General features: G+C 70.1%; 18 protein-coding genes. 14 read left to right on the forward strand and 4 right to left on the reverse strand.

All coding sequences use genetic code 11. The features are described from left to right. Positions 1 to 8: 8 nt before the first annotated feature. A complete protein-coding gene (locus JQS43_RS24930) occupies positions 9 to 239 on the reverse strand; it encodes a hypothetical protein (RefSeq protein ID WP_239676797.1) in 231 nt (76 codons plus the stop codon). Between the two features lie 134 nt (positions 240 to 373). Here JQS43_RS24930 and fbaA point away from each other — a divergent pair, with 134 nt between their 5' ends. The 7 genes from fbaA (at position 374) to JQS43_RS24965 (ending at position 8,195) form a co-directional block, all read left to right on the forward strand. Continuing rightward, positions 374 to 1,399, forward strand: coding sequence for a class II fructose-bisphosphate aldolase (gene fbaA, locus JQS43_RS24935; protein WP_239676798.1), 1,026 nt, complete (start codon positions 374 to 376; stop codon positions 1,397 to 1,399). A 427-nt stretch (positions 1,400 to 1,826) separates the two neighbouring features. Further along, positions 1,827 to 2,825: a FecCD family ABC transporter permease gene (locus JQS43_RS24940; RefSeq protein WP_239676799.1), complete on the forward strand. Its 999-nt coding sequence runs from the start codon at positions 1,827 to 1,829 to the stop codon at positions 2,823 to 2,825. Next, positions 2,822 to 3,865 carry a FecCD family ABC transporter permease gene (locus tag JQS43_RS24945; RefSeq protein WP_239676800.1) on the forward strand — a complete coding sequence of 348 codons (1,044 nt, stop codon included), beginning with the start codon at positions 2,822 to 2,824 and terminating at the stop codon, positions 3,863 to 3,865. The genes JQS43_RS24940 and JQS43_RS24945 overlap by 4 nt, the downstream gene beginning before the upstream one ends. A gap of 1 nt (position 3,866) precedes the next feature. Next, a complete protein-coding gene (locus JQS43_RS24950; RefSeq protein ID WP_239676801.1) occupies positions 3,867 to 4,703 on the forward strand; it encodes an ABC transporter ATP-binding protein in 837 nt (278 codons plus the stop codon). Further along, the gene (locus JQS43_RS24955) at positions 4,700 to 5,713 is read left to right on the forward strand and encodes an ABC transporter substrate-binding protein (RefSeq protein ID WP_239676802.1); all 1,014 of its coding nucleotides are present in this window, start codon (positions 4,700 to 4,702) and stop codon (positions 5,711 to 5,713) included. Before JQS43_RS24950 ends, JQS43_RS24955 begins: the two co-directional genes overlap by 4 nt. Continuing rightward, a complete protein-coding gene (locus JQS43_RS24960; protein ID WP_239676803.1) occupies positions 5,710 to 7,587 on the forward strand; it encodes a S9 family peptidase in 1,878 nt (625 codons plus the stop codon). Before JQS43_RS24955 ends, JQS43_RS24960 begins: the two co-directional genes overlap by 4 nt. 182 nt (positions 7,588 to 7,769) lie before the next feature. Then, the gene (locus JQS43_RS24965; RefSeq protein ID WP_239676804.1) at positions 7,770 to 8,195 is read left to right on the forward strand and encodes a DUF3151 domain-containing protein; all 426 of its coding nucleotides are present in this window, start codon (positions 7,770 to 7,772) and stop codon (positions 8,193 to 8,195) included. A gap of 114 nt (positions 8,196 to 8,309) precedes the next feature. On the opposite strand, the gene JQS43_RS24970 is transcribed toward JQS43_RS24965, so the two are convergent. Next, positions 8,310 to 9,224 carry a hypothetical protein gene (locus tag JQS43_RS24970; protein WP_239676805.1) on the reverse strand — a complete coding sequence of 305 codons (915 nt, stop codon included), beginning with the start codon at positions 9,222 to 9,224 and terminating at the stop codon, positions 8,310 to 8,312. A gap of 62 nt (positions 9,225 to 9,286) precedes the next feature. Between JQS43_RS24970 and JQS43_RS24975 the strand changes: the two genes are divergently transcribed. The 3 genes from JQS43_RS24975 (at position 9,287) to purD (ending at position 13,086) form a co-directional block, all read left to right on the forward strand. Then, entirely contained in the window at positions 9,287 to 10,576 is a 1,290-nt protein-coding gene (locus tag JQS43_RS24975; protein WP_239676806.1) for an adenylosuccinate synthase, read from the forward strand. 166 nt (positions 10,577 to 10,742) lie between these two features. Then, positions 10,743 to 11,687: a type IV toxin-antitoxin system AbiEi family antitoxin domain-containing protein gene (locus JQS43_RS24980; protein WP_239676807.1), complete on the forward strand. Its 945-nt coding sequence runs from the start codon at positions 10,743 to 10,745 to the stop codon at positions 11,685 to 11,687. Positions 11,688 to 11,835: 148 nt separating this feature from the next. Beyond that, entirely contained in the window at positions 11,836 to 13,086 is a 1,251-nt protein-coding gene (purD, locus tag JQS43_RS24985) for a phosphoribosylamine--glycine ligase (RefSeq protein ID WP_239676808.1), read from the forward strand. Here purD and JQS43_RS24990 read toward each other — a convergent pair. Together JQS43_RS24990 and JQS43_RS24995 are read right to left on the reverse strand one after the other, a co-directional pair. Next, positions 13,083 to 13,901 carry a potassium channel family protein gene (locus JQS43_RS24990; RefSeq protein WP_239676809.1) on the reverse strand — a complete coding sequence of 273 codons (819 nt, stop codon included), beginning with the start codon at positions 13,899 to 13,901 and terminating at the stop codon, positions 13,083 to 13,085. The two genes, purD and JQS43_RS24990, sit on opposite strands and share 4 nt — an antisense overlap. Positions 13,902 to 13,916: 15 nt before the next feature. Continuing rightward, positions 13,917 to 14,387: an SCP2 sterol-binding domain-containing protein gene (locus JQS43_RS24995; protein ID WP_239676810.1), complete on the reverse strand. Its 471-nt coding sequence runs from the start codon at positions 14,385 to 14,387 to the stop codon at positions 13,917 to 13,919. 104 nt (positions 14,388 to 14,491) lie between these two features. Here JQS43_RS24995 and JQS43_RS25000 point away from each other — a divergent pair, with 104 nt between their 5' ends. From JQS43_RS25000 to JQS43_RS25015, 4 genes are all read left to right on the forward strand, one after another. After that, complete coding sequence (locus JQS43_RS25000; protein ID WP_239679569.1) at positions 14,492 to 15,652, forward strand: pyridoxal phosphate-dependent aminotransferase; 1,161 nt, start codon at positions 14,492 to 14,494, stop codon at positions 15,650 to 15,652. A 157-nt stretch (positions 15,653 to 15,809) separates the two neighbouring features. Continuing rightward, positions 15,810 to 16,361, forward strand: coding sequence for an ISAs1 family transposase (locus tag JQS43_RS25005; RefSeq protein WP_239676811.1), 552 nt, complete (start codon positions 15,810 to 15,812; stop codon positions 16,359 to 16,361). A 753-nt stretch (positions 16,362 to 17,114) separates the two neighbouring features. Continuing rightward, positions 17,115 to 17,864, forward strand: a complete 750-nt coding sequence (locus JQS43_RS25010) for an ATP-binding cassette domain-containing protein (RefSeq protein ID WP_275581102.1) — start codon at positions 17,115 to 17,117, stop codon at positions 17,862 to 17,864. Positions 17,865 to 18,148: 284 nt separating this feature from the next. Then, positions 18,149 to 19,117, forward strand: a complete 969-nt coding sequence (locus JQS43_RS25015; RefSeq protein WP_239676812.1) for a DUF7224 domain-containing protein — start codon at positions 18,149 to 18,151, stop codon at positions 19,115 to 19,117. The last annotated feature ends 368 nt before the right edge of the window (positions 19,118 to 19,485 follow it).

A 19,485-nucleotide genomic window follows, 5' to 3' on the forward strand; every position in this document is an offset into this window, starting at 1 on the left:
GCGGTGGGTCAGCGGTCGTAGTCGTCCTCGATGTCGATCACGATGGACTGCTCCATCGCGTCCCACTCCCCGACCTCGAAGCTCCGGCTCGGGGATGCCACCGGCGCCGGCTCCGGCTCCGGGCTCGCCGACATCGCCTGCTCGGCAGCGTCCTCCGGCGGCGCCTCCAGATCACGTTCGTCCGGATCGGGGCGCCCGGCCGGGTCGCCGGGAGCAAGCTCTTCGTCGGGTCGGGCCATGCTGGAACCTCCTGCTCGTCAAACTCCTCCCCACGGTACGGGGTGACGCGTGGAGACGCACCCGGCTGGGGAATACTTCGGGACAGGGACGTCGTGGTCCCGCGTACCCGCGTTCGCAGATTCAAGGAGCAGACATGCCCATCGCTACGCCAGAGGTCTACGCCGAGATGCTCGACCGCGCCAAGTCCGGCGGGTTCGCGTACCCGGCGATTAACGTGACCTCCTCGCAGACGCTCAACGCCGCCCTGCGGGGCTTCGCCGAGGCGGAGAGCGACGGCATCATCCAAGTCTCGACCGGCGGTGCCGAGTACCTCTCCGGCCCGACCGTCAAGGACATGGTGACCGGTAGCGTCGCCTTCGCGGCGTTCGCCAACGAGGTGGCGAAGAAGTACCCGGTCAACATCGCGCTGCACACCGACCACTGCCCGAAGGACAAGCTCGACAAGTTCGTCCGGCCGCTGATCGCCATCTCCAAGGAGCGGGTCGCCCGCGGCGAGGAACCGCTCTTCCAGTCCCACATGTGGGACGGGTCGGCGGTGCCGCTGCCGGAGAACCTGGAGATCGCCGAGCAGCTCCTGGCGGACGCCGCCGCGGCGAAGATCGTGCTGGAGATCGAGGTCGGGGTGGTCGGCGGCGAAGAGGACGGCATCGTCGGCGCCATCGACGACAAGCTCTACACCTCGGTCGAGGACGGTATGGCCACCGCCGCCGCGCTGGGGCTGGGTGAGAAGGGCCGCTACATGGCGGCGCTCACCTTCGGCAACGTGCACGGGGTCTACAAGCCCGGCAACGTCAAGCTGCGGCCGGAGATCCTGAAGGAGATCCAGGACGCGGTCGGCGCCAAGTACGGCAAGCAGAAGCCGTTCGATCTGGTCTTCCACGGTGGCTCGGGCTCGCTGATCTCGGAGATCCACGCGGCGCTCGACTACGGCGTGGTCAAGATGAACATCGACACCGACACCCAGTACGCGTTCACCCGGCCGGTCGTCACCCACATGTTCACCAACTACGACGGTGTGCTCAAGGTGGACGGTGAGGTGGGCAACAAGAAGGCCTACGACCCGCGTACCTGGGGCAAGGCCGCGGAGGAGAACATGGCCAAGCGGGTGGCTGAGTCCTGCGAGGCGCTGCGCTCCACCGGCACCACCGCGAAGAAGTAACCACCGAGCTGTCGGGGTGGGGTCTGCCGCGCTGGCGAACCCCACCCCGATCGTCGACCAGCGGGGTGAGGGCCACCACCGGCGACGGCCAGACCGCGGCCGGTCACATCGCCCAGCGTCCTGCTTGCGCCATCGGCCGCTTGGTGGGTTGACTGGTGATCCGCTACGGCGACAAAACCGGTTCATACTGGCAAACCTGGCGCCACTCAACCCACCAAGTCGAGTGATACGAGCTGCCCGCACCGACAGCCCGACCGCTGGCGTATGCATAAGCAGAGCAAACGCTTCCAGCAACACACCCTGAGCTGCGGCGATGCCTGATGATCAAGTGACCCCACCCGGCCGGCCGCGACGGAACCAGCGCAGAGCACCGACCTCCCATGTAGCTTAGCCTTGCCTTAGTTAGGGGATGCTAAGCTCTCGCGCGATGCGATCTTCCTGGGTCCCGGCGACGGTCGTCGGCGTGCTCCTGATCGCTGGCACCGCGCTCGCCAGCCTGCGCTACGGCAGCAACACCACCACCGACTGGGTGACCGTCGTCCAGGCCTTCACCGATCCGGCCCCGACCGAGGCCCACATCATCATCCGCGAGCTTCGCGCCCCCCGTACCCTGATCGGGCTCGGAGTCGGGGCGTCGCTGGCGGTGGCGGGCGCGCTGATGCAGGCGCTCACCCGCAACCCCCTCGCCGACCCAGGCATCCTCGGCGTCAACGCCGGCGCATCGCTCGCCGTCATCTCCGCGATCTATCTACTAGGGATCTCCGCGCCGATCGGGTACGTGTGGTTCGGTTTCGCCGGGGCGGCCGGGGCGGCGGTGCTGGTCTACACGCTCGGGGCCAGCGGGCGGGGTGGGATGACCCCGCTCAAGGTGACGCTGGCCGGCGCGGTGCTGGCAGCGCTGCTCGGCTCGGTCACCGCCTCGATCATGTTGCTCGACGAACGCAGTCTCGACCAGTTTCGATTCTGGATGGTCGGCTCGATCGCCGGCCGCGACCCCAGCGTGGCGGTCGTGGTCGCACCGTTCATGGTGGCCGGTCTGGTCATCGCGGTCGCCGCGTCGCCGTCGATCAACGTGCTAGTGCTCGGCGACGACGTCGCGCGCGGCCTCGGCCAGCAGGTGCTGCTGACCCGGCTGCTGGTCGGCGGCGCGGTCGTCCTGCTCGCCGGCAGCGCGGTCGCGGCCGCCGGACCGATCGGCTTCCTCGGCCTCGCCGTCCCGCACCTGGTCCGGATGGTGACCGGCCCCGACTACCGGAAGATCATCTTTCTGTCGTTGCTCTACGGACCGGTGATCCTGCTCACCGCCGACATCGCCGGTCGGTTGCTGATCCGCCCCGCCGAACTGCAGGTCGGCATCGCCACCGCCCTGATCGGCGCGCCGCTCTTCGTGGCCCTGGCCCGTCGCGGCCGGCTGGTGTCGGTATGAGTCGGCAGCTCACCCTCCGGATCCCCGGCACCCCCTTCTCCCGGCGCCTCGACCGACGCATCCTGATCCTCGCCGCCGCCGGCCTCGCGCTCACCATGGCGATCGCCGGCTACCGGCTCACGCTCGGCGACGCGCCGATCCCGGTGACCGAGCTCTGGGGCGCTCTGACCGGCCACGGCTCCGCCAGCACCGAGTTCATCGTCCGACAACTGCGGCTGCCTCGGGTGGCGGTGGCGGTCCTCGCCGGTGCCGCGATGGGGCTCTCCGGCGCCCTCCTCCAGAGCCTCGCCCGCAACCCGTTGGTGGCACCGGACATCATCGGGGTCAACGCCGGTGCCGCGCTGGTGGCGGTCGCCGTCCTCACCGTCTACACCGGATATCGCGGAGCGCTGGAGGTGGGCGCCTTCACCGGGGCGATCGCCGCCGCCGCCCTCGTCTACCTGGCCGCGCAGCAGCGGGGCCGGCTCCAGCCCTACCGGCTGGTGCTCATCGGCATCGGCGTCGACGCCGCCTGCCGGGCCGGGATCTCGTTTCTGCTGGTCGCGGTCGAGAGCATGCCCGCGCAAGCCGCGGTGCTGTGGATGGTCGGCTCGCTCGCCGGCGTCGGCCCCGGCGACGCCTGGTTCCTCCTGGTGATGCTGCTGCTACTCACCCCGGTGGTGGTCGCGGTCCGCCGTCCGCTGATGAATCTCCAGCTCGGCGAGGACACTGCGCAGGTGCTCGGCACCCGGACCGGCCCGGTCCGGCTCACCGTCCTGATCGTCGCGGTCCTGCTCGCCGCGAGCGCGGTCGCGATCTGCGGACCGGTGGCGTTCGTCGCCTTCATCGCCCCCCATCTGGCCCGCCGGATCGCCCGCGCCCCCGGGGCGGCGGTGCTCGGCATCGCCGCGCTGATCGGCGCGCTGCTGTTCCTGCTCGCTGACCTGGTGGCGCTGCACCTGCTGCCGGTGCCGCTGCCGCTCGGGGTGATCACCCCACTAATCGGCGGCCCCTACTTTCTCTACCTGCTGCTTCGGATGAGCCGGACGGAGGCCACCTGAGATGGCGACCCTACGCACTGATGGCCTTCGGCTCGGCTACGACGGCGCGCTGGTCATCGACGACCTCACAGTCAGCGTGCCGGCCGGCCGGATCACCGCCCTGGTGGGCCCGAACGGCTGCGGCAAATCCACTCTGTTGCGGGGCATGGCCCGGCTGCTCCGGCCCGCCCGGGGCGCGGTCCTGCTCGACGGCGCGGACATCGCCCAGCTGCCGGCGAAGCAGCTCGCCCGGCAGCTCGGGCTGCTGCCGCAGTCACCCACCGCCCCGGAAGGGCTCCTCGTCGCCGACCTGGTCGCGCGCGGCCGCTATCCACACCAGAGCTGGCTGTCGCAGTGGAGCCGCGACGACGAGGCCGCGGTCACCCAGGCACTGGCCATGACCGGCGCCGAAGAGCTCCGCGACCGGGTGGTGGATGAGCTCTCCGGCGGGCAGCGGCAACGGGTCTGGATCGCGATGGCGCTCGCGCAACAGACCGACACACTGCTGCTCGACGAGCCCACCACCTTTCTCGACATGTCCTATCAGGTCGAGGTGCTGGAGCTGCTGCGCCGGCTCAACCGCGACGAGGGCCGCACGATCGTCGTGGTGCTGCACGACCTGAACCAGGCCTGCCGGTACGCCGACGAGCTCGTGGCGCTGGCCGACGGCGCCGTCGTCGCCCAGGGTCCACCGACCCAGATCGTCGACGAAGACCTGGTGCGCCGGGTCTTCGCCATCGACTGCCGGATCATCGACGACCCGGTCAGCCACACCCCGCTGGTGGTCCCGATGGGCCGGCCGGCGATCCCGTCCCCGCGGGGTCGGGAACCCAACCAGAGAGAGGAATCGCAGCCGTGAATCAAGCTGCCCCCACCCGCGCCGCCCGGCACCGCCTGCGGTGGCTCGCGCCGCTCACCGGTACAGCCCTGCTCGCGACCGTCGCCTGCGGCGACGATTCCACCGAGCCGGACGCCGAATCCGGCGCCGAGACCCGCGTCATCAGCCACGAGTTGGGCGAGACCGAGGTACCGGCAGCACCGGAACGGGTGGTGGCGCTCGACCCGTACGCGTCGCTGCCCACCGCCCTGGCCGCCGACGCCACCGTGGTCGGCACCTCCTACCAGCCCTTCGGTGACCCGTTCCCGCCCTACATCGACGAAACGGTGGCCGGTGACGCCACCGACGTCGGCTGGTTCACGGAGCTCAATGTGGAGCAGATCGCGACGCTGGAGCCCGACGTGATCATTGGGCTCATCTCGTTCGTGGAGCCCTACCACGACCAGCTCAGCGAGATCGCCCCCACGATCGCGCTGCCGCTCGACGACATGGTGTGGCAGGAGACCGTCACCACCGTGGCGGCCGCGGTGGGTGGTGCCGAGCCGGTCGGCGCCGAGCTGGCCGCTTACCAGGAGCAGGTCGACGACCTCGCCGCACAGCTCAGCGACGCCGGCATCGACCAGGAGACCGTCTCGCTGCTCAACATCCGGGCGCTGGATGATCTGCGGGTCTACACCCGTTCCTGCGCCGCAGCGGTCCTGCACGACCTCGGGATCGAACCGCACCTGCACGACGAGACCGAGGACGGCGAGAACGCGGTACGGCTGAGCGTGGAACGGCTCACCGACGCCGACGCTGATCACCTCTTCTACTTCGTCGGCTCCACCGGCACCAACCCGGAGGACGCCCAGTCCACGTTCGACCAAGTAGCCGAGAACCCGTTGTGGGAACAGCTCGACGCGGTCACCGCCGGCAACGCCTACCCGGTCGACCCTCGGTGGTGGTTCAACTGCGGTTCGCTAGCCGCCGCCGAGCTGATCCTCGACGACGTGGCGGAAGCGCTGCTCCACGGGCAGGCACCAGCGGCGTGACCCGCTATCCGCTCGCGCCAGCGCCGGCCAGACAGCCTCGCCCTGGCCGGCGCCCGACCGCCGCCGACTTCGCCGGACTCGCCGAGCCCGGCCCCCCGGTCCTCTCCCCGGACGGCCGGTGGGTCACTTTCGCGGTGACCCGGCCCGCCGAGGCGCCCTACGCGTCGATCTGGCTGGCACCGGCCGACGGTGGCGAGAAGGCGGAGCCGGTGGCGGCGCAGGTCGCCCTCGCCTCCCCCCTCTGCTTCGACCCGGAGAGCCGCCACATCGGCTACCTCACCGGCGACGGTGCGACGCGGTGGCTGACTCGGCTCAGCCTGGCCGGCCTGCCCGCGTCCGAGAGCGAGATCGTGCTCCCCGAACCTGTCACCGGGACCGGGACGCTCGCCTTCCAACCCGGCGGCGGCCAGCTGGTCGCGCTGCTGCGTACCCACCAAGTCGGTCGACTGTGGCGGATCGATCCCGACGGTGGCGCCGCGCACGCCGCCAGCCCCGACGGGCTGGACGTGCTCGCCTTCACGCTCTCCCCGGCGGGAAATCGGGCGGCGGTGGTAGCGCGGCCCACCGCCGGCCAATCCGGCCAGCTCAGCCTGATCGACCTGGCCACCGGCGAACTGACCCAGACCCTGCACCACCGGGTCTGCGCCCCCACCACCCGCGACCAGACGCTGGACTGGTCGCCCGACGGGACGGCGGTGTTGTTCAGCCGGGCCGGCGCGAGCGGCGGACACGAACCCGCCGTCGCCGACCTCGCCAGCGGCGCCGTCCGGCCGATCCGGTGGGGCGGGCCGGCGACGGTGCTCGCGGCCCGCTGGAGCGGAGCGGGAGACCGGATCGTCGCCCAACTCTTCCGCCGTACCACCTCGGTCCTGGTCGAGCAGGACCTGGCCGGCGGGCCACCCCGACGGCTGGCCCGGGCCCGGGTCGGCTACCCCCGATTCAGCCATCGCCGAGGCCGCACCGCCTACCTGACCAGCGACGCCGACGCCGCCCCCGACGTCTGGCTCCGGGACCCGACTACCGGTGCCCGGCAACTCACCGACCTCAACCCGCAGCTGCGCGAACTCCGGCTCGGCACGGTACGCGAAATCTCCTGGCGCAGCTCCCGCGACCGGACCCGGGTCGACGGGCTACTGGTCCACCCGCCGGACGCACCGGATGGACCACTGCCGACAGTCGTCAACCTGCACGGTGGCCCGCACTACCACTGGTGCGACGGCTGGCACGGCTCCTGGGTGGAGTGGGCGCAGCTGCTCGCCGGAAACGGGTTCGCGGTGCTGCTGCCCAACCCGCGCGGCTCCACCGGCCGCGGCTGGCGGTACGCGCACGCCGTCCGCGGCGCACTCGGAACCCTGCCGCTGACCGATGTCCTCGACGGCGTGGACCGGCTGGTCGCCGACGGGGTCGCCGACCCGGACCGGTTGGGGATCGGTGGTTGGAGCTACGGCGGGTACCTCACCGCCTGGGCGATCACCCAGACCACCCGGTTCGCCGCCGCGGTGGTGGGCGCGGGCATCTCAGAGGTCGCCAGCTTCCTCGACGAATCACCGATGGGGCCGGTGTGGCGAGGCTTCTTCCCGGGCGCGAGCCGGGACCGGACGGCCGGCTACGCGGCCGCCTCGCCGCTCACCCACCTACACCGCTGCCGTACCCCCACGCTCGTGGTCCACGGCGAACAGGACCGCAAGATCCCGGTCGAACAGGCCCGCCGGCTACACCATGGACTCCGCGAGCAGCAGGTGCCGACCGAGCTGATCACGCTGCCCGGCGAGGGGCACACGCTCACCAGCGTGGCCGCCCGCACTCGGCTGCTCGACTCGACCCTCGGCTGGTTTGCGCACCAGCTCGGCGTAGCCGGCCGTCGGCTGATATAAGGGGAGCCCGGCAGCTTGCGCCGCCGGGCTCCTAACCGGGTCCTGGGGAGGCTCCGGACTTTTATTTCTACTCTGCTCCGGGCAGGCACACACCCACCGTACGCGGGAGTAGCGCATCAGCCGTTCGGCTAACGGGGGGCGGGAACTGTCACCGACCAGCTGCCCGGGGTTGAATAGAGGGCATGCAGAACCTCCTCGAACCACCAGCCACGCTGCTGCCGAGCGACGACGACGCCGAAACGGCACTGGCCGCCGCGCTGGCGACCGACGCCCCGGCGACGGCGCTGCCCCAGGTCGCGGCCGACCATCCCACCTTCAGCGGGGCCTGGGCGGCGCTCGCCATCCGGGCCCACGCCAACGACGACCCGGTCAGCGCCTACGCGTTCGCCCGCACCGGGTACCACCGCGGCCTCGACCAGCTGCGCCGGTCGGGCTGGAAGGGCGCCGGGCCGGTGCCCTGGTCGCACCGCCCCAACCGGGGCTTCCTGCGGGCGCTCCACCAGCTCTCCCGGGCCGCCGACGCCATCGGCGAAGCCGACGAGGCGGCCCGGTGTGCGCAGTTTCTGCGCGACTGCGACCCCGCCGCCGGCGACGCCCTCGCCGGCTGACCGCCCGCCCTTCATGCGGCCCGCCCGGCCGGTGCCGCCGATCATGAGCTTGCTGTTCGACACGCCGGGCGTGTCGCGCAATTAGCTCATGATCGGCGCGACCGGGCGGGCGGCTCATGATCGGCGCGCCCGGGTGGGCTGGGTGTAGACGGCCCAGGCGCCGGCCTCGACCCACCACGAGCGCTGCCGAGTCAACTCGGCCGCCACCCCGTCATCGAGCATCGGCACCCCGTCGTCGGCCGGCCGGACCATCACCGCCCGGCCGCTGGCGCGCCGCACCTCCATCCGCACCCGGCGCCGCAACCGGCTGCGCACCGGCACCGCCACCGCCGCCTCGATCAGCCCGTCGGCCGGGTCGGCGCCGGTCACCAGCGGCAGGTCATCCACCCGCTGGTAGCCACCGGCGTTGGCGACCAGCCCCGCCAACAGCGGCTCCTTGCCGTCGCTAAGCAGCGCGTCGTCCACCTCCACCCGGGCCCGCCACGGCACCGCCCGGCCCGCCTGGTCGCTGCCGCCGAGCAGCGCCCCGTCCAGGGTCACCGAGCCGCCGTCGTGGCGCAGCAGATCCAGCCGGCGGACCTCACCGCCGAGCACCGCCGCGGCCACCGCCGCAGGATCTCTCGGCAACCCCAGCTGGCCGGGCAGTCCGGTCGGCGCCGCGCCGGCCGGGTCGAGCGGGAGCACCCCCAGCGGCGGCAGATCCGGGATCGTCCGGTGCGCCGGCAGGTCCGCCGGCCGCTTCGACGGCGCCGGCGCCCACCGGCGCACCATCCGCCGCACCACCGCCCGCAGCTGCGCGTCGGCCGCCGAGGCCACCACCAGCCGCGCCGGCGCATCGCCGGTCAGCCGGGCCGGCTCGTCGCCGTCCAACCGCGCCAGCACCTCGTCGACCGCCTGGTCCGAGGTCGCCACCACCGACTCCGCCCGTACCCCGCCGGCCGCGAGCTCGTCCAGGCAGGCGCGCACCGGCGCGCGTACCGCGCAGGCCTGGTCCGGATCGGCCAGGGCGAGCACCACCACGTCGTACACTGTCTTCTCCTTGTTACCCTGGCAGGTCGTGGGGCCCCTGGAGCCCTCTGGAGGCGATCACGATGCCAGCAATCGTGCTCCTCGGCGCCCAATGGGGCGATGAGGGCAAAGGCAAGGTTACCGACCTGCTCGGGGCGCAGGTCGACTACGTCGTCCGCTACTCGGGCGGCAACAACGCCGGCCACACTGTGGTGACGCCGGACGGCCAGAAGTACGCGCTGCACCTGATGCCCAGCGGGGCGCTCTCGCCGAACGCGGTGACGGTGCTCGGCAACGGCGTGGTCATCGACCCGAAGGTGCTGCTCGGCGAGATGGACGGGCTCACCGAGCGCGGCGTCGACGTCTCCGGGCTGCTGATCTCCGGCGACGCCCACCTGATCATGCCGCACCACCGGGCGCTGGACCGGGTGGTGGAACGCTACCTGGGTTCGGCCCGGATCGGCACCACCGGCCGCGGCATCGGGCCGGCCTACGGCGACAAGGTGGCCCGCACCGGCATCCGGGTGCAGGACCTGCTCGACCCGGGCATCCTCCGGCAGAAGCTGGAGCTGGTGCTGCGGGAGAAGAACCAGGTCCTCGCGAAGGTCTACAACCGCAAGGCGCTCTCGGTCGACGCGGTGGTCGAGGAGTACCTCGGCTACGCCGAGCGGCTGCGGCCCCACATCACCGACACCCGTACCGTCCTCTGGCAGGCGCTGGCGCGGGGCGAGACGGTGCTGTTGGAGGGCGCCCAGGCGACCATGCTCGACCTGGACCACGGCACCTACCCGTTCGTCACTTCCTCCAACCCGACCGCCGCTGGGGCCTGCGTCGGCACCGGCATCCCGCCGACCGCGCTGAACCAGGTGATCGCGGTCGCCAAGGCGTACACCACCCGGGTGGGGTCGGGGCCGTTCCCGACCGAACTCTTCGAGGAGGTCGGGGCGCACCTGCGGAAGATCGGCGCCGAGTACGGCACCACCACCGGCCGGGAACGCCGGTGCGGCTGGTTCGACGCGGTGGTCGGCCGGTACGCGGTCCAGGTCAACGGGGTGACGGATCTGGTCATCACGAAGCTGGATGTGCTCTCCGGGCTGGAGCGGGTGAAGATCTGCGTCGGGTACGAGGTGGACGGTGAGCGGGTGGAGGTGATGCCGACCACCCAGACCGAGTTCCACCACGCGGTTCCGATCTACGAAGAGCTGCCCGGCTGGTGGGAGGACGTCTCGAAGGCGCGCACCGAGGCGGAGCTGCCGGCGAATGCCCGGGCGTACCTGGCCCGGTTGGAAGAGCTCTGCGGCGCCCGGGTGAGCATGGTCGGGGTCGGCCCCGGCCGGGAAGAGAACGTCATCCGCCACCCCCTTCTGAGTTGATCATGGACTTGGGTACATGGTCGGCGCGATTTTGCGTCCCTAACCCCATGGTCAACGCCGGGTAGCTGGGGGTTCGGACGGACCGTCGTCCACAGGCGGCCGTTATCCACAGGCCGGCACCGGCTCGACTGGCCCGAAGCCGGCGGCCGGCGGCACCGTCTCCGACATGGAGAGTGCACACACAACGCAACAGGTCCTGACGCTAGCCAGCAAACAGGACGGAATCGTCACCGCCCGGCAGTGCCGGCAGCTGGGCATCAGCCCGGCAGAGATCAAAGCCCGCTGCCGCAGCGGCCGCTGGCGGCGCATCTACCGCGGCACCTACCTGGTGATGGGCGCCAGCGTGGCGGAGTTGCCCGCCCGGGTACGCACCCGGGCGGGGTTGTTGGCGGCCGGACCGCACTCGGTGGCGGTGCTCAGCACCGCCGCCGCGGTGCACGGGATCGAGGGCCTGCCGCCGCCCGACGGCCAGGTGCACCTGAGCCTGCCCGGTGAGCACGCCCGCGCCCGCCGAATCATCGACCGCCAGCTGGCGCTGCACCAGCTGGCGATCAAACCGGCAGAGATCACCAAGGTGGACGGGCTCATGGTCACCACCCCGCTGCGTACGGTCGCCGACCTGATCCTGCGGGTCGGCCGCTTCTCGGCCGTCTCGATCATGGATTCGGCGCTGCATCAGCAGCTGATCAGCGAGGCCGAGTTCGCGACCCTGCCGCAGCTGATCGCGGGCAGACGCGGCGCCGTCCAGACGAAGACCTGGGTGCCGGCCGCCGACGCCCGGGCGGCGTCGCCGCTGGAGACCCGGGTACGGCTACGGTGTGCCGACGGCGGCGTGGCGCCCGACGTCCTGCAGTACCCGGTCCTCGATCTCGATGGTGAGCTGCTCGGGATCGCCGACTTCGCCTGGTTGGGGGCGCGGGTGTTGGGGGAGGCCGACGGGGGCGAGGTGCACTCTCGCCCGGACGCGCTGTTCCGGGACCGCTGGCGACAGAACGCGCTGGCGAACGCGGGCTGGCGGATCATCCGGTTCACGTGGGAGGACACGCTGCGCCCCGGCTACATCCCGTACGTGGTCCGGCAGGCGCTCGCCGGCGCCCACCCGGGGTCGTGATCATGGGGCTGGGGACGCGAGAGCCGGTGTTGACCATGGGGCTAGGGACACGAAACCCCGCCAACCATGTACCTAGGTCCATGATCGGCCGGGCGGGTCGGCCGGGTGGGGGGCGGGGTTGGGCGGGTGGGGGCCTAGACTGCGTCGGGTGCGGACTCTTCTGGTGGGTGGCGGTGGGCGGGAGCACGCCCTGGCGCAGGGGCTGCTTGCCGACCCGACGACCGAGCAGCTGATCGTGACCCCCGGCAACCCGGGCATCGCCGCAGCCGGGGCCGAGCTGCGCGACGACATCACCAGCACCGAGCCGGCGGCGGTCGCCGGCCTCGCCGTGGAGATCGGCGCCGACCTCGTCATCATCGGGCCGGAGGCGCCGCTGGTGGCCGGGGTGGCCGACGCCGTCCGCGCCAAAGGCATCGCCTGCTTCGGGCCCAGCGCCGCCGCAGCCCAACTGGAGGGCTCAAAAGCCTTCGCCAAACAGGTCATGGCGGCGGCGAACGTCCCCACCGCCCGTTCGTACGCCTGCGCCGACGCCGACTCGGCCGCCGCGGCGCTGGACGACTTCGGCCCGCCGTACGTGGTGAAAGATGACGGGCTCGCCGCCGGCAAGGGGGTGCTGGTCACCACCGACCGGGCGGCCGCCGCCGCGCACGCGGCCGCCTGCCACCAGGTGGTGATCGAGGAGTACCTCGACGGTCCCGAGGTGTCGCTGTTTGTGCTCTGCGACGGCGAGCACGCGCTGCCGCTGCTGCCAGCGCAGGACTTCAAGCGGCTCGGCGACGGCGACGCCGGCCCGAACACCGGCGGGATGGGTGCCTACGCCCCACTGCCCTGGGCACCCTCCACACTGGTGGAGGAGGTCATGACCTCGGTCGTCCGCCCGACCCTGGCGGAGCTGGCCCGGCGCGGCACCCCGTACACCGGTGTGCTCTATGTTGGACTGGCGCTGACCGCTGCCGGTCCCCGGGTGGTGGAGTTCAACTGCCGGTTCGGCGATCCGGAGACGCAGGTGGTGCTGGCGCTGTTGGAGACGCCGCTCGCCGGGCTGCTCTACGCCGCCGCTACTGGCCGGCTGGCCGAGCATCCGCCGCTGCGTTGGCGCTCCGGCGCGGCGGTGACGGTGGTGCTGGCCGCCGCCGGATATCCGGCCAGCCCGACCACCGGGGACGTTATCGAGGGGGCGGACCGCCCGGGTGTGCTCCACGCCGGCACTCGAAGCGCTGACGACGGCTCGCTGGTCACCGCCGGCGGGCGGGTCCTCTGTGCCACCGCGACCGGCGCTGACCTGGCCGGGGCTCGCGACGCCGCCTACCAGTTGGTGGGCCAGGTGAGCTTCGCCGGTGCGCAGCACCGCGGCGACATCGCCCTAGCCGCGGTACGCGGCGAGGTGCGCGCTCCCTAGCGCGGCGAACCCGGCTGTCCCGGTGCCGGCGCTGATCCCGGCTCCGGCCCTACCGGCGCTGATCCCGGCTCCGGCCCTGCCGGCGCGGTGGCCTCGGCTCCGGCCGGCGCCCCGAGCGCCGCGACCTCTGCCCGCAGCTGCCGCAGCTCGGCGACCACGTCGGTCAGCTCCGCCTGGGTCTGCTCGGTCGTGCTCGCAACCGTGGAGATGCGCTCCATCACCCAGCTCGCCAACGACCCGGTGACGAAGCCGAGCAGGCCGATCCCGCAGAGCATCAGCCCGACCGCGACCGCCCGGCCGGCGCCGGTGACCGGGAAGTGGTCGCCGTAGCCGACCGTGGTCACGGTGACCACCGCCCACCACAGTGCGTCCGGGTAGGAGTCGATGTTGCCGGTGCCGCGTTCGGCGTCGAGCAGCGCGAGCGCCCCGACGCCGACCAGCAGACCCATGGTGGCGCCGACGTAGACGGCGAGCTTGCCGCGGGTCATCACCTCGGTCCGGCGTTCGATCACCATCAGCGCGGTGACCAGCCGAAGCAGCCGAAGTGGTCGCAGCAGCGGCAGCGCCAACACGAGCAGGTCGAACAGGTGGCTGCGGACGAACCGCCACCGGTCGCCGGCGAGCAGCAGCCGGATCAGGTAGTCGGCTCCGAAGAGGAGCCAGATCACCAGGTTGGCGGCTCGGCAGGCGGTGAGGACCTCGGCCGGCAGCTCCGGCTGCAGCACCGGCCACGCGTAGACGACGAGGAAGAGCACGGCCAGCGCCATGAGCCAGGGGCCGGTGCGCCGTTCCCAGCTGTGGACCCGATCCGCCATGGGTGCGGGTTGCCGTCAGCCCTTGGGGAGGTCGAAGAACTTGGGCAGGCTGGTGGCGAGGCCGAGGTCGCCCTTTGCCTTGACCTTGCCGGTCATGAACATCATCATCGGATTGCCAGAGCCGGAGATGAGCTTCAGGAACTCGACCGGGCCCATCGCCAGGGTCAGCCGGGGCTCCCGGTCGGTCGTCGCCGAACTGGTGCAGACTCCGTCCTCGATCACCACCTGGTAGGTGTCGAAGCCGCCGTCGGGGGCGCCGCCGACCTGCCAGTGCATCACCGCGGTGGTGCCGGCGGCCTGGTCGGCGCGGAACACCTTCGGGAACCGTTCGAAGATCGCGTCGAGGATGGCGCCGCGGTGCGGCCCAGTCATGATCTCGGCGATGGTGGCGTCCGGTGTCGACTTTACGAGCCGGGAGAACTCCGCCGGCTCGATCGCCGCAAGGTCAGACATATTGGACAAGTCAGACGGGTCGAACTGGGTCACGACAGCGCCTCCCGGGGGTCTCTACCAGGTGGTTACCCTACCGCGCCCCACCGCGCCGATGGGTTGACCTACCCTCGGGGACTGTGAGCCATCCCCACCCACGCATGGCCTCCCGACTCCACGGACTCGGGACCACCATCTTCGCCGAGATGTCCGCGCTGGCCACCCGGACCGGGGCGGTCAACCTGGGGCAGGGCTTCCCCGACACCGACGGCCCCGCGCCCATGCTCGACGCGGCCGCCGAGGCGGTACGCGCCGGCGGCTACAACCAGTACCCGCCCGGCCCCGGGATCGCCCCGCTGCGTACCGCCATCGCCGACCATCAGCGCCGGTTCTACGGCCTGGAGTACGACCCCGATCAAGAGGTGCTGGTCACCACCGGCGCTACGGAGGCGATCGCGGCGACGGTGCTCGCGCTCGTCGAACCCGGCGACGAGGTGATCGCCCTCGAGCCGTACTACGACTCGTACGCGGCGGTGATCGCGATGGCCGGTGGCGTCCGGGTGCCGGTCACCCTGACCGCGCCGGAGTTCCGGCTCGATCTTGCGGCGCTGCGGGCAGCGGTGACTCCCCGTACCAAGCTGTTGTTGATCAACTCGCCGCACAACCCCACCGGCGCGGTCCTCAACCGCGACGAGCTCGCCGGCATCGCCGCGCTGGCGCAGGAGCGCGATCTACTCGTCGTCACCGACGAGGTCTACGAGCACATGACCTACGACGGGGTGCCGCACCTGCCGCTCGCGACCTTCCCGGGGATGCGGGAGCGGACGGTCACCATCTCCAGCGCCGGCAAGACCTTCGCGGTCACCGGCTGGAAGATCGGCTGGGTGTGCGCGACGCCGGAGCTGGTCACCGCGGTCCGCACCGCCAAGCAGTACCTCACCTACGTCTCCGGCGGCCCGCTGCAGCCGGCGGTCGCCGCGGCGCTGGCCCTGGACGACACGTACTACCACCAGCTCCGCGCCGACCTGCAAGCCAAGCGGGATCTGCTCTGCGAAGGGCTCGCCGGCCTCGGCCTCACCGTGGCGGTCCCCGCCGGTACCTACTTCGTGACCACCGACGTCCGGCCGCTGGGGTACGACGACGGGGTGGAGTTCTGCCGGATGTTGCCCGAGCGGTGTGGCGTGGTGGCGATCCCGCACGAGGTCTTCTACGACCGGAAGGAGGCCGGCCGGCCGCTGGTCCGCTGGGCCTTCTGCAAACGGGACGAGGTGCTCGCCGAGGCCCTGACCCGGCTCCGCGCCGGCCTCGGCACCCGCAGCTGACCACCATCGGGAAGCCGCACCCCACCAGCCGGCCGCTCTCCGGCACAACCCGTCGTCGAGCCGCCCCTCGGTGACCGGGACCACCGTCGCCAGGTCGAAATCGAGGACCGCCCGCCAATCGGTGCTGGTCAGCTTCGCGAGGAGCCGGTCTCCGGTAATGCCGCTGTGGTGGGCCACTGTCGACCTGGCCATGCTGGTCGGCATCGACGGCGACGCGTTGGACGCCGCTGTCGGTGCATGGCTAGCTGGCCTGTCACCGGCCGCGGCGCCACCAACGGTCGAGCCGCCGACCCCACGCGGCCCGTGGCCGGCGGTCGCCGTCGACGGAAGAACCTTGCGCGGCAGCAGCATCCACACCGATGCGCAGGTGCATCTGCTGGCGGCGATGCGCCACGACACCTCTGCGGTGCTCGGCCAGCTCGCCGTGGCGGGCAAGAGCAACGAGATCACCGCCTTCGCGCCGCTGCTGGCCGATCTGGAGCTGGCCAGGACTGTGGTCACCGCCGATGCACATGCACTTCACGGTCAGCGTGAACACGCCCAGTTCCTGGTCACCGTCAAGCACGCCGCCTACGTGCTGCTCATCAAGCCGAACCAGCCACATCTGTATCGGCAGCTGGGGCCCTGCCCTGGGGTACGGTACCGGTCGGCGACCGCACCCGCGGCCGGGACCACGGCCCCGACGAGGTCCGCCGCCTGCAGGTGCTGACCGCACCCGGGCCGCTGTTCCGAATGCCGTGCAAGCGCTGCGAATCACCCGCCGCACCAGAAACCTATGCGCCGCTCGCCGGCCCCTCACACTCGTTGCGTGAGCCCGCCGTGAACCCGACAATTCGGCACCTCGCCGGGGCCCTGGCCGAAGCCTCGAAGGCCGCCCATCTGCATAAAGCTAGGGAATGTGTCGATGTTAGCGCTCTGTGTGCGCACCATATGCAGCTTGTATGCGCGTGGTTGCTACCTTCTATAGCATCGGTTGGCCGCCGCAGCCCATCTCGCTGCGGCGGCCGGTGAGACCCGTGCAGAGAGGAGAAACTGTGCGTTACACGGGCTCCAGAAGGATCATAGCGCGGACCGCCTCGGTGGCTGCTGTTGGTTTGCTCGCGCTTGGTGCTGTCTCAGCAACGCCGGCGTTCGCTTCCGGCTCCTCCGAGCAGTCCAGGAATGGACTGGAGTGTCAGAATCAGTGGTGGAACACGGCTGGCCGGACGGACTGCGCTGGCACGTCCCAGTCGAGCCAGAACCAGGATTGGCGGATGCACATTGCCTGCCAATTTCAACCCGACCCCTCGCGACACTGGCAGCAAGGGGATGGATCAGACTCCTTCGAGTGCACTTTCAGCGTGCAAAGCGTAAGCGTCGAATGGGGATAGGCTCCTGATCAGTAGGCGGCGTTGACACTTCTTCGACAGTGTCGACGCCGCCTACTGTCAGTCTTGAAGCAACCGTCGAGTTGAGAGTATTCATGACCAGAATCAAAGTACGCGGATTGTGCCAGGGCTATAGCGGTAAACACGTCATTAGTGACCTTAAGCTGGATATCGATCGTGGCGTGGTAGCCATGTTGGGACCTAACGGCGCGGGAAAGTCGACGCTATTGCGAACGCTAGCAACGGTAGTTCCTCCCAGCGCCGGCGTAGTCGAAATCCTGGGACACGATGTAAGCACTGCCCGAAGTGCCCGCGCTGCACGGGCGGAAATCGGCTACCTGCCTCAAGACTTCGGCTTCCTTCCCAGCTTCACCGTTCATGAATTCGTCCAATACTGCGCTTGGCTCCGAGGAATGTCCGGTAAGAACGCCAGCGAGGCTGCCTCACTGGCTATCACAGCGGTCGGGCTCAGTGACGTAGCAGGCCTGCGCCTGCGGAAGCTTTCAGGGGGAATGCTCAGGCGATGCGGTATCGCACAAGCGGTTGCAGGTTTCCCTGAGGTCGTCCTTTTGGACGAGCCAACGGCGGGCCTGGACCCCGTGCAGCGGGTGGAGTTCCGCGCTCTGCTTCGTCGACTAGGACAGTCCGCAGTCGTAGTCATTAGTACACACCTCGTGGAGGATGTCGCCGCAGCCTGCAACCAGGTGCACGTCCTAAAATCTGGGCACATCCGCTTCAGCGGCAGCCCGGAGGCACTGGCCGCTGCTGCTGCTCCGAGTGCGGCCGGCGACACTCCCCTGGAACGGGGTTACGTCACGGTACTCGAGGAACCGGTGGCCGCATGAGCCCAGTTGTTTGGAGTGAGATTCGTCGCTCACCGCTTCGCTGGTGGCTACCGGTCGCAGCAGCACTGCTACTTCTGCTGATTCTCGGAATCGATCGCGGCTGGGTCGACGTTTGGTCGCAGGCCTCGGCTAGGGCGCAATACCCGGTACCGTTCGTCGGAGCAGTGCTAGCCGCTGGCGCCGCTTGGTCGGCGTCACGTACACGTCGCCGCGCGCTGACTCACCAACTGATGTGTATGGCGCGACCTCGTTGGCAGGCCGAGGTGCTCCACCTCGGAGCAACGATGGCGTACGCCATGGTGTGTTATGTCATCGGGGTGGCATCAGCCATAACCGCCGCGTTTGTTGTCGGGCCTCCAGGTGGACCGTGGCCAAGCTACCTCGTACTGGGATTCGTGACGCTCATTGGAGGTGTGGCGGTTGGTCATCTACTCGGATTGTTTTTACCGCCCTTTCTAGCCCCGATAGCATCCGCTGTTACGATATATGTATGTTTGATCTTCACGTATCCGTATCCGCACCTTGCCTTCTGGGTAGTCTCCGGCCGTCCACAGGCTGAGATAGATCTCTTTTCATTGGCGGTTAGGTCAGGCGTGGCTCTCTCACTTGCGCTCGCGGCGGTCCTCGTAGCGAGCCTGGCAACGGCTGATGTGGTTAATCGGCAGTATCGGCTTGCCGGCATCTTCGCGGTTGGCTTGGTTGGACTCAGTGTGTGGGTTGTCGCTACCGGTGGCGACCTCCGTCAGCATCGAGTGGCCCCCGATCCCCTGTGCTCGGAGCCTATCCCTCGAGTCTGCGTGTGGCCTGACCACGCAATGCGACTGGATAGAGTCGCCGAGCTGGCGCAACGACTGCCGCAATCGACCCTTGGCGTCCTCCCCGTACCCGATGCCTTCTATGAAGAAGGGCTCCGAGGCCCGGCTCCCGGCATCACTATGGAGGCTGGTAAACCACCGTTCGAGCTGACACTTCACGACGAACGATCAGCGTTAGCGATGATGGTCTGGCAGCTCATACCCAATGTGGGCGACTGTGTCTGGGAGGCTGGAGATGCCGAAGTACGCGAGGCGCAGAACGCACGTGAAATGTTGTTCGCCTGGGTCTACTCAAGGACGGTCAACAGCACTTCGGAGTTCGCCGATGAACCGGTCCTGGAAGCGGCTATCGATGACGTTGTAGAGCAGCCTCCGCCGTCGCAGGTGGAGTGGGCAGAACTGCAGGTCGAAGTCGTAACAGGCGATGCATGTGGCTGACTGGATATCGGCTCTTTCCTCCTACTTGCGGGCCCGACGGCTAGGGCTCGGCATGGCTGCCCTAAGCCTGGGGGCGCCCGCTGCGTGGCTGGCAGCAGACGCCCGGGTGGAACTGCCGCAACTCGGAACCGGCACCCTCGTTTCGGTAGCAGTGCTACTGCTGCTCCCTGCGCCGCTAGCGGCCCTGACCGCGACAATGTTGCACAGCAGCATGGCAGACTTTGAGTCATTCGCAGCTCGACGCCTCCCCGCATGGGAGATCGGCCAGCTAGCAGTCGTGGCCGCCTTTGTTTGTCTCACCATGGCAGCGGGGTTTGTCCTCGGAGGTGAGACGGTGGGAGCGACGGTCGCCGTGCGCGCCTACCTTC

This window comes from Natronosporangium hydrolyticum, assembly GCF_016925615.1.
In the GTDB taxonomy this organism is placed as follows: domain Bacteria; phylum Actinomycetota; class Actinomycetes; order Mycobacteriales; family Micromonosporaceae; genus Natronosporangium; species Natronosporangium hydrolyticum.

Excerpts from the sequence above, each read along its gene's own strand:
- JQS43_RS24930 (WP_239676797.1), bottom strand. The coding sequence starts at position 239 with ATGGCCCGACCCGACGAAGAGCTTGCTCCCGGCGACCCGGCCGGGCGC.
- fbaA (WP_239676798.1), top strand. The coding sequence starts at position 374 with ATGCCCATCGCTACGCCAGAGGTCTACGCCGAGATGCTCGACCGCGCC.
- JQS43_RS24940 (WP_239676799.1), top strand. The coding sequence starts at position 1,827 with ATGCGATCTTCCTGGGTCCCGGCGACGGTCGTCGGCGTGCTCCTGATC.
- JQS43_RS24945 (WP_239676800.1), top strand. The coding sequence starts at position 2,822 with ATGAGTCGGCAGCTCACCCTCCGGATCCCCGGCACCCCCTTCTCCCGG.
- JQS43_RS24950 (WP_239676801.1), top strand. The coding sequence starts at position 3,867 with ATGGCGACCCTACGCACTGATGGCCTTCGGCTCGGCTACGACGGCGCG.
- JQS43_RS24965 (WP_239676804.1), top strand. The coding sequence starts at position 7,770 with ATGCAGAACCTCCTCGAACCACCAGCCACGCTGCTGCCGAGCGACGAC.
- JQS43_RS24975 (WP_239676806.1), top strand. The coding sequence starts at position 9,287 with ATGCCAGCAATCGTGCTCCTCGGCGCCCAATGGGGCGATGAGGGCAAA.
- JQS43_RS24980 (WP_239676807.1), top strand. The coding sequence starts at position 10,743 with ATGGAGAGTGCACACACAACGCAACAGGTCCTGACGCTAGCCAGCAAA.
- JQS43_RS24990 (WP_239676809.1), bottom strand. The coding sequence starts at position 13,901 with ATGGCGGATCGGGTCCACAGCTGGGAACGGCGCACCGGCCCCTGGCTC.
- JQS43_RS25000 (WP_239679569.1), top strand. The coding sequence starts at position 14,492 with ATGGCCTCCCGACTCCACGGACTCGGGACCACCATCTTCGCCGAGATG.
- JQS43_RS25005 (WP_239676811.1), top strand. The coding sequence starts at position 15,810 with ATGCCGCTGTGGTGGGCCACTGTCGACCTGGCCATGCTGGTCGGCATC.
- JQS43_RS25010 (WP_275581102.1), top strand. The coding sequence starts at position 17,115 with ATGACCAGAATCAAAGTACGCGGATTGTGCCAGGGCTATAGCGGTAAA.
- JQS43_RS25015 (WP_239676812.1), top strand. The coding sequence starts at position 18,149 with ATGGCGTACGCCATGGTGTGTTATGTCATCGGGGTGGCATCAGCCATA.